Annotated in this window: 14 protein-coding genes; 7 read left to right on the plus strand and 7 right to left on the minus strand. The window is 69.1% G+C overall.

The genetic code is table 11. The annotated features are described in order from the left end of the window. The first annotated feature begins 77 nt into the window (after positions 1–77). The gene (locus DPV79_RS20150) at positions 78–1,043 is read left to right on the plus strand and encodes a LysR family transcriptional regulator (RefSeq protein WP_113046313.1); all 966 of its coding nucleotides are present in this window, start codon (positions 78–80) and stop codon (positions 1,041–1,043) included. 31 nt (positions 1,044–1,074) lie between these two features. Here DPV79_RS20150 and DPV79_RS20155 read toward each other — a convergent pair whose 3' ends face one another. From DPV79_RS20155 to DPV79_RS20170, 4 genes are all read right to left on the minus strand, one after another. After that, complete coding sequence (locus DPV79_RS20155; protein ID WP_113046314.1) at positions 1,075–1,782, minus strand: SDR family NAD(P)-dependent oxidoreductase; 708 nt, start codon at positions 1,780–1,782, stop codon at positions 1,075–1,077. 579 nt (positions 1,783–2,361) lie between these two features. Then, positions 2,362–2,925, minus strand: a complete 564-nt coding sequence (locus DPV79_RS20160) for a shikimate kinase (protein ID WP_059682554.1) — start codon at positions 2,923–2,925, stop codon at positions 2,362–2,364. Further along, entirely contained in the window at positions 2,922–3,569 is a 648-nt protein-coding gene (locus DPV79_RS20165; protein ID WP_059495927.1) for a hypothetical protein, read from the minus strand. Before DPV79_RS20165 ends, DPV79_RS20160 begins: the two co-directional genes overlap by 4 nt. A gap of 28 nt (positions 3,570–3,597) precedes the next feature. Next, positions 3,598–4,008: an acyl-CoA thioesterase gene (locus tag DPV79_RS20170; RefSeq protein WP_113046315.1), complete on the minus strand. Its 411-nt coding sequence runs from the start codon at positions 4,006–4,008 to the stop codon at positions 3,598–3,600. Positions 4,009–4,389: 381 nt separating this feature from the next. Between DPV79_RS20170 and DPV79_RS20175 the strand changes: the two genes are divergently transcribed. After that, on the plus strand, positions 4,390–5,502 hold the full coding sequence (locus DPV79_RS20175) for a 3-deoxy-7-phosphoheptulonate synthase (protein ID WP_113046316.1): 1,113 nt from the start codon (positions 4,390–4,392) through the stop codon (positions 5,500–5,502). A gap of 19 nt (positions 5,503–5,521) precedes the next feature. Here the strand turns inward: DPV79_RS20175 and DPV79_RS20180 are convergent, their stop codons facing one another. Beyond that, entirely contained in the window at positions 5,522–6,889 is a 1,368-nt protein-coding gene (locus DPV79_RS20180; protein WP_113046317.1) for a glutamate--cysteine ligase, read from the minus strand. Positions 6,890–7,003: 114 nt separating this feature from the next. Continuing rightward, positions 7,004–7,840 (minus strand): AraC family transcriptional regulator, encoded by an 837-nt coding sequence (locus DPV79_RS20185; RefSeq protein ID WP_021159581.1) that lies wholly within the window; start codon positions 7,838–7,840, stop codon positions 7,004–7,006. Between the two features lie 103 nt (positions 7,841–7,943). Between DPV79_RS20185 and DPV79_RS20190 the strand changes: the two genes are divergently transcribed. The 5 genes from DPV79_RS20190 to DPV79_RS20210 all read left to right on the plus strand — a co-directional run bounded on the left by DPV79_RS20190 (position 7,944) and on the right by DPV79_RS20210 (position 13,670). Further along, positions 7,944–9,443: an efflux transporter outer membrane subunit gene (locus DPV79_RS20190; protein WP_113046318.1), complete on the plus strand. Its 1,500-nt coding sequence runs from the start codon at positions 7,944–7,946 to the stop codon at positions 9,441–9,443. Between the two features lie 9 nt (positions 9,444–9,452). Beyond that, entirely contained in the window at positions 9,453–10,823 is a 1,371-nt protein-coding gene (locus tag DPV79_RS20195) for an HlyD/EmrA/EmrK family protein (protein ID WP_081063918.1), read from the plus strand. After that, positions 10,820–12,358 carry a DHA2 family efflux MFS transporter permease subunit gene (locus DPV79_RS20200; RefSeq protein WP_021160973.1) on the plus strand — a complete coding sequence of 513 codons (1,539 nt, stop codon included), beginning with the start codon at positions 10,820–10,822 and terminating at the stop codon, positions 12,356–12,358. Before DPV79_RS20195 ends, DPV79_RS20200 begins: the two co-directional genes overlap by 4 nt. Continuing rightward, positions 12,355–12,849: a hypothetical protein gene (locus DPV79_RS20205; RefSeq protein WP_225723178.1), complete on the plus strand. Its 495-nt coding sequence runs from the start codon at positions 12,355–12,357 to the stop codon at positions 12,847–12,849. Before DPV79_RS20200 ends, DPV79_RS20205 begins: the two co-directional genes overlap by 4 nt. 86 nt (positions 12,850–12,935) lie before the next feature. Continuing rightward, positions 12,936–13,670, plus strand: a complete 735-nt coding sequence (locus DPV79_RS20210) for an autoinducer binding domain-containing protein (RefSeq protein WP_081057231.1) — start codon at positions 12,936–12,938, stop codon at positions 13,668–13,670. Here DPV79_RS20210 and DPV79_RS20215 read toward each other — a convergent pair. Then, positions 13,593–14,375, minus strand: coding sequence for a glutamine amidotransferase (locus DPV79_RS20215; RefSeq protein ID WP_063803054.1), 783 nt, complete (start codon positions 14,373–14,375; stop codon positions 13,593–13,595). The genes DPV79_RS20210 and DPV79_RS20215 overlap by 78 nt on opposite strands. Positions 14,376–14,405 lie beyond the last annotated feature (30 nt).

The following is a 14,405-nucleotide window of genomic DNA, read 5'->3' on the forward strand; positions in this document are numbered from 1 at the left end:
GCCAGCTGGTTTCCCGCACGGGATTCATGCACACTCGTCGCTCCAACGCGCGCCATCCGCCGGAGACCGCAGGAACCATGCAACGACAATTCGACGATCTGCTGCTGGGCAGCATCGAGCTGTTCTGTCTTGCCGCCGAACTCGGCAGCTTCACGCTCGCGGCAAACGCGGCGAGCGTCACGCCGGCCGCGGTCAGCCGGTCGGTGGCGCGGCTCGAGGAGCGTCTCGGCGTGCGGCTGTTCGTGCGCACGACACGCCAGATCCGCCTGACCGATCCCGGCCGCCGCTACTTCGAGCAATGCCGCGACGCGCTGGCGCAACTCGTCGACGCGGAGCGCGAGGCAACCGGCCAGCAGGCCACGCCCGCCGGCCTGCTGCGGATCAGCATGCCAACGCCGTACGGGCACTATCGCGTGCTGCCGCTGCTGCCTGCATTTCGCGAGCGGTATCCGGACGTGCGCGTCGAAACCCACCTGAGCAACCGCAACATCGATTTCGCGGAGGAAGGCTACGATCTGGCGATTCGCGGGCGCGCGCCGGCCGATTCGAACCTGGTCGCGCGCAAGCTGGAGGACGCCGAACTCGTGGTCGTCGCGACGCCCGGCTACCTGAAGCGCGCGGGCCTGCCGGCCGCCATCGACGATCTGCATGCGCACGAATGCATCCAGTTCGAGCTGCCGAGCAGCGGGCGGCCGATTCCCTGGCTGTTCAACGATGGGGCGGAGGAAGTCGATGTCACGACGACCGGCAGCTACGGTACGTCGGGGGACTACCTTGGCGGTGTGACGCTCGCGCGCAGCGGAGCGGGCCTGTTCCAGACCTATCGCTTCATCGTCGAGCAGGATCTGCGTGCCGGCACGCTCGTGGAAGTGCTGCCCGGCCTCGGCGGCCGGTCGCGGCCCTTCATGCTGCTGTATCCGCATGCGCGTTTTTTGTCGTCGCGCGTGCGCGTATTCGTCGATTTTCTCGTCGAGCAGCTGGCGCGCGAGCCGGCCAGGCGGCCGGCCGGGACGCGCGCCAAACGGGCCGGCACATCGCGATAGGCACGCCGGCTCGCGGTTTCGACGCCGCGACTCAATGCCCGGCGCTCTGGCCGCCGTCGACGTGCAGGATCTCGCCCGTGACGAACGGTGCCGAGTCCAGGTACAGGATCGCGTCGACGATGTCGCTCATCTCGCCCATGCGGCCGACCGGATGCAGCGACGCGAGCGTCGCATGCGTGTCGGGCGCATGCATCGGCGACTTGATGACGCCGGGCGACACCGCATTCACGCGAATGCCGGCCTTCGCATACTCGATCGCGAGCGACTTCGTCGCCGCATTCAATCCGCCCTTCGTCAGCGAGGCGAGCACCGACGGCACGTTGCTGTTCGCATGATCGACCAGGCTCGTCGTGATGCTGACCACGTGGCCGCTGCCATCTTTCTGCATCGCAGCGATCGCATGCTGCGTGACGTGGAAGAAACCGCTCAGGTTGACGCTCGTGATCTGCGCATAGTCGTCCGCGGTGTACTGCGTGAACGGCTTCGCGATGAACACGCCGGCGTTGTTGACGAGCGTGTCGACGCGGCCGAAGTGCTCGATGGCCGCGTCGACCACGCGCCGGGCGACGGCCGGATCGCCGATGTCGCCCGCGACGGTGACGAGATCCGGATCGTTCGACGGGCCGATCGAACGTGACGTCGCGACGACGCGATGGCCGCGTGCGCGGAATGCGTTGACCGTTTCCGCGCCGATGCCTTGCGATGCGCCGGTGACGATGATGACCTTGGATGCGCTCATGATTTGCCTCGATAGGTGAAGGGTTCCCGGCTTCAGTGCCGAACGGATCGATGAATCCGATGGCCTCACTGTAGGCGTGCCGGTCACGATCTCGAACACCCACCATGGCGCAACAGTCTTGCGTCGCAGGAACAAATGCGGCGGAGGGCGATTGGCGCCCGTTGGCGCGACGCGCGGTCGTCGACGAACTCCGCGCGTGTTGCGGGACCCGCGAACCTCGCCGGAGACGATGCGCCGGTTCGTGAAGGCAGGCCGCCGCGATTCATCCCCGAGCCGCTCCTGGAAGCGGACGAAGCAGCGCGTTTCGACGGCATGGTGACGGTCACCCGGCCGTGCCGCGCCAATTCGAAGCTCGGGCGAGCAAAACCGGCATGAAACAGCGCACGTTCCAGCAGCGCCTTTTCAGCGTCTTTGCTCTCCTGCTCATATCATCAAGATAACTTTTCTTATCACAACAACACGATCGAAAATCCAAACTCGCCGTTTCGAAAACGCGTCGGATACTCGACGTTCGCGCCGCGCCCATGCGTCCCGCCTTCGCTTCGGGGGCAGGGGAGCGAACGTCCGCCGCACGCGCCGTCAATCCGGCGCATCGATCCGCGCCAGCAGCACCGTCAACACGTCGGCCGTCGCGCGCGCGACGTCCTGCGCCGTCGTGTCGACGAACGCATGTGCGCATTCGCGATACAGCGGGTCGCGCATCCGGTACAGCGCGGCGAGGGTTTGCCGCGGGTCGGCCACCTGCAGCAGCGGCCGCCGCGTGTCATCGCGCGTGCGGCGCCACAGCGCATCGGGGTCCGCATGCAGGTAGATCACGCAGCCGCGCTCGCTCAGGCGCGCGCGGCTGCGCGGATTCAGCACCGCGCCCCCGCCGGTCGCCACGACGACGTTCGGGCGCTGCGTCAGTTCGTCGACGATTTGCGTTTCGAGCAGCCGAAAGCCGCCTTCGCCGACCCTGTCGAACAGCTCGGCGACCGAGCGGCCGGTGCGCCGCGCGATCTCGTCATCGCTGTCGGCGAACGTCCAGCCGAGCGATGCCGCGAGCGCGCGGCCGAGCGTCGATTTGCCCGCGCCCATCATGCCGACCAGGAACGCGCGGTCGGGCAGGGCACGCACGTCGACCGTCGTGGCGACGGCGCTCATAACCGTCGCGCAAGCGGCCAGCCGGCCCGCGTCGCCGCGCAGATCCGCCGCGCGCGTACCGCGTCCGACAACGTGTCGAGCGCCGCGTCGGTGGCTGTGTCGTCGGCGTCGAGCAACGCGCCGAGCACCTGGCCGTCCGGATCGCCGGCCGCGATGTGCTCGGCCGCATCCGCCGCGATCGTTTGCGGCGTGCGTTCGTGGGCCTCGTCACGTTCCGGCCGCCGCCACCCGTTGCGCAAGTCGCGCCATCGCACGACCAGGCCGCAGAACAGCCCGCCGCCCGGCACGGCTGCATCGTCGCGCGGCGGCGCCGTGTCGCCGGGCGTCGCGCACTGCGTGACCCAGCTCGCGAACTCGAGCAGCGACGCGTCGTGAGCGAGCGTCGCCGCGTCGAGCGCGACGGTCACGCCGGCATCCCGCAGCCGCCCGAGCAGCGGGCGCACGCCGTCGTGCGCGCCACCGCACGGCTGCAGCAGCACCTCGAGTTCGTCCTCGTGACGGCTGACGAGCGAACGATGCCGCTCGAGCGCGGCCGGCTCGAGCAACGCCTGCGCCGCATGCCGGACGATGACGATCGCGCGGTCGTCGCGGCGCTCGACGATCGCGCCGATCCGGCGCCGGGCGCGCGCCACCGCGGCGCTCACGTGTCGCTCCCGAAATGGCGCGCGCGCATCACAGCGAACCCTGGAATTCGAGCACGCGCGCCTTGAACTCGTCGGGCACGGCCTTCGTCGTGTTGTTCGCGTAATCGAACATCACGTGCGTCGACATGCCGCGCGCGACGATGGTCTGGTCGTCGCGCTCCATCAGGTGTTCGAGATCGAAGCTCTTGCTGCCGAAACGCACGATGCTCGACCGGATCGTCAGGTTGTCGCCGAATTGGGCCGGTGCGAGGTACTCGCACTGCGTCTTCACCATGATGTGCGGCAGCTTCTCGCTCCGCGGCAGGCCGAGGAGATCGAACATGTAGCAGAGATAGGAATGCTGCAGATAGTCGTAATAGACGGGACTGCTCACATGGCCCATCGAATCGGTATCGCGATACTTGACGTGAATCGGCGTTTCATAATGACGTTTCGACATGGTGATTCTCCGCAATGACTGGGTTGATTTATATATATGAACCTGATCGGCCTGTCAGGAATCTGAAAATTAATTGAACGCCTATCGCGACGCCACTATCAGAACGAATAGCAACCCGCTTCGAAAGGCTGAACAATCGGCGTCTGCGCGTCATAAAATGCTCCAGAACCGAGAATAAAAAATCGCTTTCCCGGCCCGTGGTGTGTCTCAAAATCAGGCAAACCCAATTCCTGAATTTCCGGTCGCCTTGCTTATTTCTGTCATTCATAAGGTTATGAATTAGAAACTGGCAACTATGTTAGTTGCGCACGGAAAGCGCCATTCAATACAGTCGCGCTGTAGTAAAAAATCCCCCGAATTATCGACAGGAGGGCAGTCCCCATGCATGCGAATACCTGGACGACGAACCGTGACGCCGAGCTGCACCTGCCGTCCCCCGCGGATCTGGCCGGCGCGCTGCAGCCTGCGTTGCGCGCGTCGCGCACGGTTCATCTGGCTCGCCACGCGATCGTCGACGTGTTGAACGGCACGGACGACCGTCTCGTGGTCATCGCCGGCCCGTGCTCGGTGCACGACCCGGCCGCGGCGCGCGACTACGCGGCACGGCTCGCGCTGCAACGCGCGCGCTTCGCGGACGAGCTGGAAATCGTGATGCGCGTGTACTTCGAGAAGCCGCGCACGACGGTCGGCTGGAAGGGGCTCATCAACGACCCGCTGCTAGACGGCAGCGAACGGATCGACACGGGGCTGCATACGGCCCGCGCGCTGCTGTGCGACATCAACGGCGCGGAGATGCCGGCGGCGACCGAGTTTCTCGATCTGCTGTCGCCGCGCTACCTGGCCGACCTGGTCGCATGGGGGGCGATCGGCGCCCGCACCGTGGAATCGCAGGTGCATCGCGAGCTGGCGTCGTCGCTGCCGATCCCGATCGGTTTCAAGAACGGCACCGACGGCAATGTCCAGGTGGCCGTCGATGCGATGTGCGCGGCCGCACGCGCGCATCGCTTCCTGTCGGTCGACACGGGCGGCCGGCTATGCGCGGCGGCCTCGCCCGGCAATCCGCATACGCACGTCGTGCTGCGCGGCGGGCGCGAGCCGAATTTCGACGCAGCCGCGGTGAATGCCGCGTGCGAACGCATGGCGGCCGCGCGCTGCGCGCCGCGCGTGATGATCGACGTCAGCCACGGCAACAGCCGCCGCCAGTTCCGCAATCAGCTGGGTGTCGGCACGGCGGTCGCCGCGCAGGTCGCGGCCGGCGATACGCGCATCGTCGGCGTGCTGGTCGAGTCGAACCTGATCGAAGGGCGCCAGGATCTCGTGCCCGGCGTGCCGCTGCGCTACGGGCAGAGCATCACCGACGCATGCCTCTCGTTCGCCGATACCACGCAGCTCCTCGAGACACTTGCGCACGCGGTTCGTGCGCGCCGGCGCGGGCATGCGCCGGCGCCGGACGTCGAGTTCGCGCACGAGCCGCTCCTCGCGTGCTGCGCATGAGCGGCCCCGCGCGACGCGGTCAGGTTTCGGCTTCGTCGTAGATCCGCGTCGCGTCGCCGGCCCACGCGTCGCGATAGCGGGCAAGCCAGTGCTCGGCCTGGGTCGGCGCACCGGCGACGATCTCGTCGAGCGGCGCGAGATACACAGATTCGTCGCGGCCGGCCGCATCCCTGCGCGCCCGTGCGCGCAGGCCGCGATGCGCGATCGCGAGCGCATCGGCCGCGAACGCGCGCAACGGCCGGCCGTCGACCGACGCGCCGAGCCCGAAACGCGGCACGTCGCGCCGCAGGGTCAGCAGCGCGCCGCGGTCGATCGCGGCGGCCAGCGTCTCGGCCTCCGACAGCGCGGTCGGATCGTACAGCAGGCCGGTCCAGAATGCCGACAGCGCGACCATCATGGCGGGCGAACCCGCATCGGCGCCGCGCATCTCGAGGTAGCGCTTGAGCCGCACTTCGGTGAAGACCGTCGTCAGGTGGTCGGCGAAGTCGCCGAGGGTCGGCGTCTCGCCCTCGAGATGCGGAATGCGGCGTCGCATGAAATCGCGGAACGTCCATCCGGTCGCGTCCGCATAGCGGTCGCCGCGCCGCACGAAATACATCGGCACGTTGTCGAGCAGCCAGCTCACGTAGCGCTCGAAGCCGAAGCTGCGCGACAGGAACAGCGCAGGCGCCCCGCAGCGATCCTCGTCGGTGTCGAGCCATGTGTGTGCGCGCGTCGACAGCAGGCCGGTCGGCCTGCCTTCGGCAAACGGCGAGTTCGCGAACAGCGCGGTCGCAACGGGCTGCAACGCAAGCGACACGCGCATCTTGCGCGCCATGTCGCTTTCCGATGCGAAATCGAGGTTGACCTGCACGGTGCAGGTGCGCTGCATCATGTCGAGCCCGCGCGTCCCGACGCGCGGCATGTAGCGCTGCATGATCCCGTAACGCTGCTTCGGCATCCACGGCAGTGCCGCGCGCGCAAGGTGAGGGTGAAACCCCAGCGGCGCGCAGCGCAGGCCGAGCGGTTCGCACGCGTCGCGCACCGCGGCGAGATGCGCATGCAGCTCGGCATGCGTATCGTGCAGCGTTTCGAGCGGCGCACCCGACAGTTCGAGCTGGCCGGCCGGCTCGAGCGAGATCGCGGCGCCGTCGCGCTGGATCACGCCGACGATCCGCCCGGCATCGACGATCGGCGCGCCGTCGCCTTGCAGCCCCGCGAGCACCGCGGCGATGCCCGACGGCCCGTCGTAAGGCGCGGCCGCGTGCGTCGCACGCGCGACGACGAACTTCTCGTGCTCGGTCCCGATCCGGAACTGCACGGCCGGCTTGCAGCCGGCGGCCAGATGATCGGCGAGCTGCTGCTCGGAGACGATCGGCGTGTGGTCCGACCCAACGGCATTCGACATCGACACCCTCCACAAGTCACATTGAGCGACCGACCGGCCGGTCGCACGGCGACTATAACGACGTCGATGCGGGTGCTGTACTGGCAGGGGTGATAGGGGCAGGGCCGTACCGCGCTACGGCTGCCTGCGCTTCGCGAAGTAATGCGCGGGCGAATCGCCGAACGCGCGGCGGAACATCGCGATGAAGTTGCTCGGCGTCGCATAGCCCAGCGCGTCGGCGATGTTGGCGACGCTGTCGCCGCTCGCGAGACGTTCGAGCGCATGCGTGAGGCGCGCCTGCTGGCGCCATTGCGCGAAGCTCGTGCCGGTTTCGGCGACGAACAGCCGGCTCAGCGTGCGGGCGGACAGCCCGGCCCATTCGGCCCACGCTTCGAGCGTGCGGCTGTCGTGCGGCTGCCCGAGGATCGCGTTGGCGATGCGCAGCAGCCGCCGGTCGCGCGGCATCGGCAGGTGCAGCGGCTCGTGCGGCGCGCGGCGCATCTCGTCGAGCAGCACGACGCTGATGCGTGCCTGCTCGACGTCGAGCCTGTCCTGGTCCGCCCACGACACCGCGCGCCGCACGAGCGCGCGCATCAGCTCGGTGATCGCGATCACGCATGGCTGCCCCGGCATCCGCCGGCTTGCGGCCGGTGCGATCACGACGCTCCAGCCGCTCAACGCGCCGCTGATGCTGACCTTGTGCTGCTCGCCGGGCGGAATCCAGCCCGCGCGATGCGGCGGCAACAGCCACGAACCGTGCGGCGTGCGCACGTGCGCGAAACCGCTTTCCACGCAGAACACCTGCCCGCGCAGATGGCTGTGCCAGTCGACCTCGCGGGTGCCGAGCCGGTAGGTGTTGCTGCCGTCGTCTTCCCCCCAGACGGCGATCAGTGACGGGCCGTCCTCGCGTTCGCTCGGATCGGAATCGGCGCGCTGCACGGTGCGCGGTGGAGAAGTGTCTCGGATGGGCATGGCCGGAATTCATTATTTTTTGTCTAAACAACATTATCAGCTTTGCCCGGGGGCGTCCAACAATGCGTGTCGTGTTCAAACCGATACGAAGCAGAGGAATGCGATGCATGCAGCACTTGCTCCCTGGGCACGCGATGCCGGCGCACTGCGCGTCATGTCGCGAATCGCCGCCGCCGCCGCGCTCGTCGTGCTCGGCGCGTGCGCGAGCCGCGACGGGCTCGCACCCGCAGGCACGCTGCGCGGCGCCGATACGCTCGCCGCATCGCGCAGCCTCGCGCATGTGCCCGCCGCCGACTGGCCGGCCGCCGACTGGTGGCGTGCGCTGAACGATGCGCAACTGAGCGCGCTGATCGACGAGGCGCTCGCCGGCAACCCCGATCTCGCGACCGCCGATGCGCGCGCACGCGAAGCGCAGGCGCTGGTGATCGAAGCGCGGGCCGCGCGGCTGCCGCATCTCGACGGCCGCGCGAGCGCAAAGGCCGAGCGGCTGTCCGGTACCCAGTTTTCGTCGGGTGAGGGCGGCGGCTTCTTCAGCCACACACGCGAGGTCAATCTCGGCCTGAGCTGGGATCTCGATCTGTGGGGCGGGCGCCGCGCCGCGTGGGAAGCCGCGCTCGGCGAAGCGCGCGCCGCGCAGATCGATGCGCAGGCCGCGCGCGTGCTGCTGTCGGTCAACGTTGCGCGCGCCTACGTGAATCTCGCGTATGCGTTCGATCAGCAGGACGTCGCGCGGGCCGAATACGCGCGCGCCGACGAAGCGCTCGCGCTCACGCGCCAGCGTGTCACCAAGGGCATCGACAACGTCGCGCAACAGCGCCAGGCGGAAAGCGAAGTCGCGGCCGCGACGCGCGAGCAGGCGCGCACGGCCCAGGCGATCGACAGTGCGCGCATCGCGCTCGCGATCCTGCTCGGCGCCGGCCCCGACCGCGGCCTTGCGCTCGTGCGGCCCGCGCCGCTGCCGACCGCCGCGCTCGCGGTGCCGGCCGACCTCCCGGCCGCGCTGCTCGGCCGGCGCGCCGACCTCGTCGCCGCGCGCTGGCGGGTCGAGGCGGCCAGCCGCAACGTCGCGGCCGCCCGTGCGGACTTCCTGCCCAACGTCAGTCTCACCGCGCTGATCGGGCTCGCGACGCGCGGGGGCGCATCGCTGTTCCAGGCGGCATCCCGCACCTACAACGTCAGCCCGGCCGTGAGCCTGCCGATCTTCGACGGCGGCGAGCGGCGCGGCGTGCTGCGCCGGCGTGACGCGCAATACGACCTCGCGGTCGCCGGTTACAACAAGACGCTGATCGGTGCGATCGGCGAGGTGGCGGACGATCTGCACCGGCTGGATTCGCTCGCCGTGCAGACCGATGCGCAGCAGCGTGCGTTCGACTCCGCCACCGATGCGTGGCGGCTCGCGGACGCGCGCTACCGGGCCGGCGTCGGCAGCTACCTCGACGCGCTCGTCGTGCGCCAGCAACTGCTGGTCGCGAGCCGCGAGGTCGCCGCGCTGCGCGCGCAGCGCGCGGACCAGTCGCTGCAGCTCGTCGCCGCGCTCGGCGGCGGCTTTCGCGCCGAGCCGGACGACGTCGCGCTCGTCGCCACTCCTTCCCAACGTCCTTGATATCGAACCATGAGCAGCGACAACTCCCTGCAGACTCCCGCGCGGCCGGCCGCCGCCGATTCCGCCAGCGCCCGCCAGCAGCCGGCGGCCGACCACACCGGCGCACCCCGCGCGCCGGGCGGGCCGGACGCCCGCACGCCACCGGCACCCGGCGGTGCCGCACCCGCGACGCCGCCCGCACCGCCGGCACGGCGCAAGCATCTGGTGCGCGCGCTCGTCGCCGTGTTCGCGCTCGGCATCCTCGGCTGGGGCATCTGGTACGTGATCGTCGGGCGCTGGTACGAATCCACCGACAACGCATACGCGCAAGGCAACGTCGTCGAGCTGACGCCGCAGGTGACGGGCACCGTCGTGTCGATCGACGCGGACGACGGCAACCTCGTCCGCGCCGGCACGCCGCTCGTACGCCTCGACCCGAGCGACGCGCAGATCGCGCTCGCGACCGCGCAGGCCGATCTCGCGGCAACGGTGCGCAAGGTGCGCGGCCTGTACAGCAACGAACGCGGGCTGGCGAACAGCATCGACGGCGCACGCGCCGAACTCGACTCGCGACGCACCGCGCTCGACAAGGCGAAGGCCGACTACAGCCGCCGCGAGGATCTCGGCCGCTCCGGCGCGATTTCACGCGAGGAACTCGCGCATGCACGCGACACGCTGACCTCCGCGCAAAGCGCGTACGCGGCCGCGCAAAGCGCGCTCGCCACGTTGAGCGAGCAGCACCAGACGAGCAAGGCGCTGATCGACGACACCGCGGTCGCGTCGCATCCCGACGTGCAGGCCGCGGCCGAACGGCTGCGCGCCGCGTACCTCGCGCATGCACGCACCGACGTCGTCACGCCCGTCACCGGTTATGTCGCGAAGCGCACGGTGCAGGTCGGGCAGCGCGTGTCGCCCGGCGTGCCGCTGCTGGCGGTGGTGCCGCTGCGCGAGCTGTGGGTCGATGCGAACTTCACCGAGAAGCAGCTCGAACACATGCGCATCGGGCAGCCGGTCGAACTGACCGCCGACCTGTACGGCGACGCGGTGCGTTATACCGGCCGCGTGCAAAGCCTCGGCGTCGGCACCGGCAGCGCGTTTTCGCTGCTGCCGGCGCAGAACGCGACCGGCAACTGGATCAAGATCGTGCAGCGGCTGCCGGTGCGCATCGAGCTGACGGAGCCGGCCCAGCTCGACGCGCATCCGCTGCGCATCGGCCTGTCGATGCACGCACGCGTCGACCAGCACGACCGCAGCGGCGCGATGCTGTCGCGTCGCGAGCAGCGCGCGCCGGTCTTCCGCACCGACGTGTACCGCGACGAGCTGGCCCGCGCCGACAGCCTGATCGCTGACGTCATCCATGCGAACCTGCCGTCGGCAGCGCGCGCGGAGACGGTGCGATGAGCGGCCCGATGGCGGCCGCCGACAGCGGTTTTCGACCGTCGAGCGTCGGACTCACGACCTTCGGCCTCGCGCTCGCGGTCTTCATGCAGGTGCTGGACGGCACCGTCGCCAACGTGTCGCTGCCGACGATCGCCGGCAACTTCGGCGTGAGCACGACGCAGAGCGCGTGGGTCGTCACGACGTTCTCGGTCAGCAATGCGATCGCGCTGCCGCTGACCGGGTTTCTCGTCAAGCGCGTCGGGCAGGTGCGGCTGTTCGTGTGGGCGACGCTCGCGTTCACGTTCGCGTCGCTCCTGTGCGGCCTCGCGCAAAACCTGCCGCAGCTCGTTGCGTTCCGCGCGCTGCAGGGCCTGGTGGCCGGGCCGATGATCCCGACCACGCAGGCGCTGATGCTGTCGATCTATCCGCCGCAGCGGCGCGGTTTCGCGCTGTCGATGATCGCAATGGTCACGGTCGTCGCGCCGATCGCGGGGCCCGTGTTCGGCGGCTGGGTCACCGAGCATTACTCGTGGCGCTGGGCGTTCCTGATCAACCTGCCGATCGGCGTGTTCGCCGCGCTGTGCGTGTTCGCGCAGATGCGCGCACGCGTCGAGACGACCGTTGCCGCGCGCGTCGACTATGTGGGCCTCGCCGCGCTGATCGTCGGCGTCGGCGCGCTGCAGATCGTGCTCGACAAGGGCAACGAAGCCGACTGGTTCAACTCGACGTTCATCGTCGTGATGTCGGTGGTCGCCGCATTCGGCATCGCGCTGTTCCTGATCTGGGAGCTCAACGAGCCGAACCCGATCGTGAACCTGCGGCTCTTCGCGCATCGCAACTTCGCGGCCGGCACGCTGACGCTCGTGCTCGCGTATTCGGCGTTCTTCGCGGTCAACGTGATCGTGCCGCAGTGGCTGCAGCGCACGCTCGGCTACACCGCGTTCTGGGCCGGGCTCGCCGTCGCGCCGATGGGCGTGATCCCGGTGCTGATGACGCCGTTCATGGGCAAGTACGCGCCGCGCTTCAACATGCGCGTGCTCGTGTGCTGCGCGTTCGCGATCCTCGGCACGTCGTCGTTCCTGCGCGCGGGTTTCGTGCCCGACATCGACTTCACGCACATCGCGCTGATCCAGCTGCTGCAGGGCCTCGGCCTCGCACTGTTCATCATGCCGATCAACAGCATCCTGCTGTCCGACCTGAAGCCGGACGAGATCGCCGCCGGCTCCGGCCTGTCGACGTTCCTGCGCACGCTCGGCGCGAGCTTCGCGGTGTCGATCACGTCGTTCCTGTGGGACCGGCGCGCGATCCTGCACCACGCGCAGCTCAGCGAGCACGTGAGCGCGTTCGACCCGGCCGTGCGCGCCGAAGTCGCGCGGCTCGGCGGCGGCGATCCGCAGCGCGCGGCGACGCTGCTGGGCAACCTGGTCGATGCGCAGGCGTACCAGATCTCGTTCAACGACGTTTCGTTCGCGCTCGGCTGCGTGTATCTCGCGGTGATCGCGGTGGTCTGGCTCGCCCGTCCGCCGTTCGGCCCCGGCGCCGCCGCGAAACGATGAAGCGGGCGCTGCGCGGCCCGTTCCGACCCATGCTGTTCAATTCGATGGAGGTTGACCCGATGCCCACCCACCATGCTGGTGCCATGCCCCCCGACCTGGCGACGCTCGCCGTGTTCGACGTCGCGGAATTTCCGTTCGTCGTCGTGCGCAACGACGCGATCGCATCCGCCGGCTACGCACAGCGCTGGCTCGACGACATGCACGCGCTGATGCGGCACGGCGAGCCGTTTGTCATGATCTTTCCGCCGGCCCGCCCGGATGAAGCGCACGACGACCGCAAGGAACGCGGCATGTGGCTCAAGCAGAACCGCGCCGCGCTCGCCGCGGTCTGCCGTGCGCTCATCACGATCGAACCGGACCCGGCCGAGCGTGAGGCGGCCATCGCGAACGCATCCGGCATCGAAAAGGCGTTCGGCATTCCGTTCGACGTGACGGCGTCGCTCGACGACGCGAGGCAGGCAGGCCGGCGACGTCTGGCCGAGGCGGTCTAGCGCGGCCCGTTCACGCGCAACGTCTCGAACCGGTTGCGCAAGTCCGCCTGGCTGCAGATTCCAACTAAACGAACGGGGTGGCTTGTATGAATGGACTGGATTGTCTGAAATGGTTGGTACCCGGCGACACGGACGCGTCATGGCAGAGAATGACCGACGCGGCCGCCGGAATGGGGTTCGACAAGGTCGTGCTGATCGTGTTGCCGTTTAGCGGCGCGTCGTTCGATCTCGCGCGCAAATGGAGCAGCGGCGTGCCCGGCTGGACGGCGCTGTACCGGCAGCGCCAGTTCGACCGCGTCGACCCGATGCTGCGGCATTGCTTCCGTTCGGCACTGCCGCTCGTCTGGGACGACGCATTGTTCGCGCTGCCGGAGCAGCGCCCGTGTTACGAAGCGGCGGCCGCATACGGCATGCGCAGCGGCGTCGTGCTGCCGGTGCGCGGCGCGAAGGGGGAGGTCGGCATGCTGTTGTGTGCGAGCACCGACGAGCTCGCCGCCACGCGCGAGCACTGCGACCGCCATCTCGCGGCGCTGACGCTGCTGCGCGACGTCGCGTGCGAAGCGATCGCCGGCACGCGCTGCCATGCACCGCCCGACAGCGTGCCGCGGCTCAGCCGGCGGGAAGTCGAATGCCTGCGCTGGCACGCGGCCGGCAAGACGTCGTGGGAAATCGGCCACATCCTGAACGTGACCGAGTCGTGCATCAATTTCCACTTCATGAACATCCGCCGCAAGTTCAACGTGTCACGTCGGCACGAAGCCGTGCTGCGCGCGGTCGAGTGGGGGCTGATCAGCATCTCCGACGTGACCGTGCCGACCTGATGCGGGCGCGTCGTCGAGCCAGCGGTCGAGAAACGCGCTGAGCCACGCGGCCGTCGCGCGGTCGTGCCGCCGGCCTTCGCGTGCCTGCGTCGCGAGATCCTGCGCACCGGGCGCCGACAGCTTGTGCGCGGCGGCCGTACTCCAGCGCCGCATCATCGGATAGCTCACTTCCGGATGAAACTGCACGCCGTATGCGCGCGGCCCGTAGCGCACGGCCTGGTTCTCGAAGTGCTCGCCGGTCGCGAGGATCTCGAGCCCGGCGACGCGTTCGAAGCCCTCGCGATGCCACTGGTAGACGTGCGACGGCCACGACCCGAGACGCCGGCCGGCGGGCGTCGCGGCGATCGGCCAATAACCGATTTCCGCGCGCCCGTCGCGATGCGCGATCACGCGGCCGCCCAGGTGGCGGATCATCATCTGCGCCCCCAGGCAGACACCGAGAAAGGGTGCCGCCTCGCGCAGCGGCACGCCGATCCAGTCGATTTCATCCTGAATCCAGCGATCGCCGTCGTTGGCGCTCATCGGGCCGCCGAACACCACCGCGCCCGCATGGTCGGCCAGTGTCGCCGGCAGCGGATCGCCGAGCGGCGGGCGGCGAATGTCGAGCGGATGGCCGCGGGCGGCAAGCAGCCGGCCGATCCGGCCGGGGCTCGACTGTTCGCGGTGCAGGACGATCAGGATCGGACGAAGGGCGGAGTGCGTCATGTCGTGTCGAGAGGGTCGAGAGGGTCGTGA

Origin of the sequence: Burkholderia reimsis (assembly GCF_003294055.1) — a bacterium.
In the GTDB taxonomy this organism is placed as follows: domain Bacteria; phylum Pseudomonadota; class Gammaproteobacteria; order Burkholderiales; family Burkholderiaceae; genus Burkholderia; species Burkholderia cepacia.

Bases quoted from the DNA above. Each gene is read 5' to 3' on its own strand.
- DPV79_RS20150 (WP_113046313.1), top strand. From the start codon at position 78: ATGCAACGACAATTCGACGATCTGCTGCTGGGCAGCATCGAGCTGTTC.
- DPV79_RS20155 (WP_113046314.1), bottom strand. From the start codon at position 1,782: ATGAGCGCATCCAAGGTCATCATCGTCACCGGCGCATCGCAAGGCATC.
- DPV79_RS20160 (WP_059682554.1), bottom strand. From the start codon at position 2,925: ATGAGCGCCGTCGCCACGACGGTCGACGTGCGTGCCCTGCCCGACCGC.
- DPV79_RS20170 (WP_113046315.1), bottom strand. From the start codon at position 4,008: ATGTCGAAACGTCATTATGAAACGCCGATTCACGTCAAGTATCGCGAT.
- DPV79_RS20175 (WP_113046316.1), top strand. From the start codon at position 4,390: ATGCATGCGAATACCTGGACGACGAACCGTGACGCCGAGCTGCACCTG.
- DPV79_RS20180 (WP_113046317.1), bottom strand. From the start codon at position 6,889: ATGTCGAATGCCGTTGGGTCGGACCACACGCCGATCGTCTCCGAGCAG.
- DPV79_RS20185 (WP_021159581.1), bottom strand. From the start codon at position 7,840: ATGCCCATCCGAGACACTTCTCCACCGCGCACCGTGCAGCGCGCCGAT.
- DPV79_RS20190 (WP_113046318.1), top strand. From the start codon at position 7,944: ATGCATGCAGCACTTGCTCCCTGGGCACGCGATGCCGGCGCACTGCGC.
- DPV79_RS20195 (WP_081063918.1), top strand. From the start codon at position 9,453: ATGAGCAGCGACAACTCCCTGCAGACTCCCGCGCGGCCGGCCGCCGCC.
- DPV79_RS20200 (WP_021160973.1), top strand. From the start codon at position 10,820: ATGAGCGGCCCGATGGCGGCCGCCGACAGCGGTTTTCGACCGTCGAGC.
- DPV79_RS20205 (WP_225723178.1), top strand. From the start codon at position 12,355: ATGAAGCGGGCGCTGCGCGGCCCGTTCCGACCCATGCTGTTCAATTCG.
- DPV79_RS20210 (WP_081057231.1), top strand. From the start codon at position 12,936: ATGAATGGACTGGATTGTCTGAAATGGTTGGTACCCGGCGACACGGAC.
- DPV79_RS20215 (WP_063803054.1), bottom strand. From the start codon at position 14,375: ATGACGCACTCCGCCCTTCGTCCGATCCTGATCGTCCTGCACCGCGAA.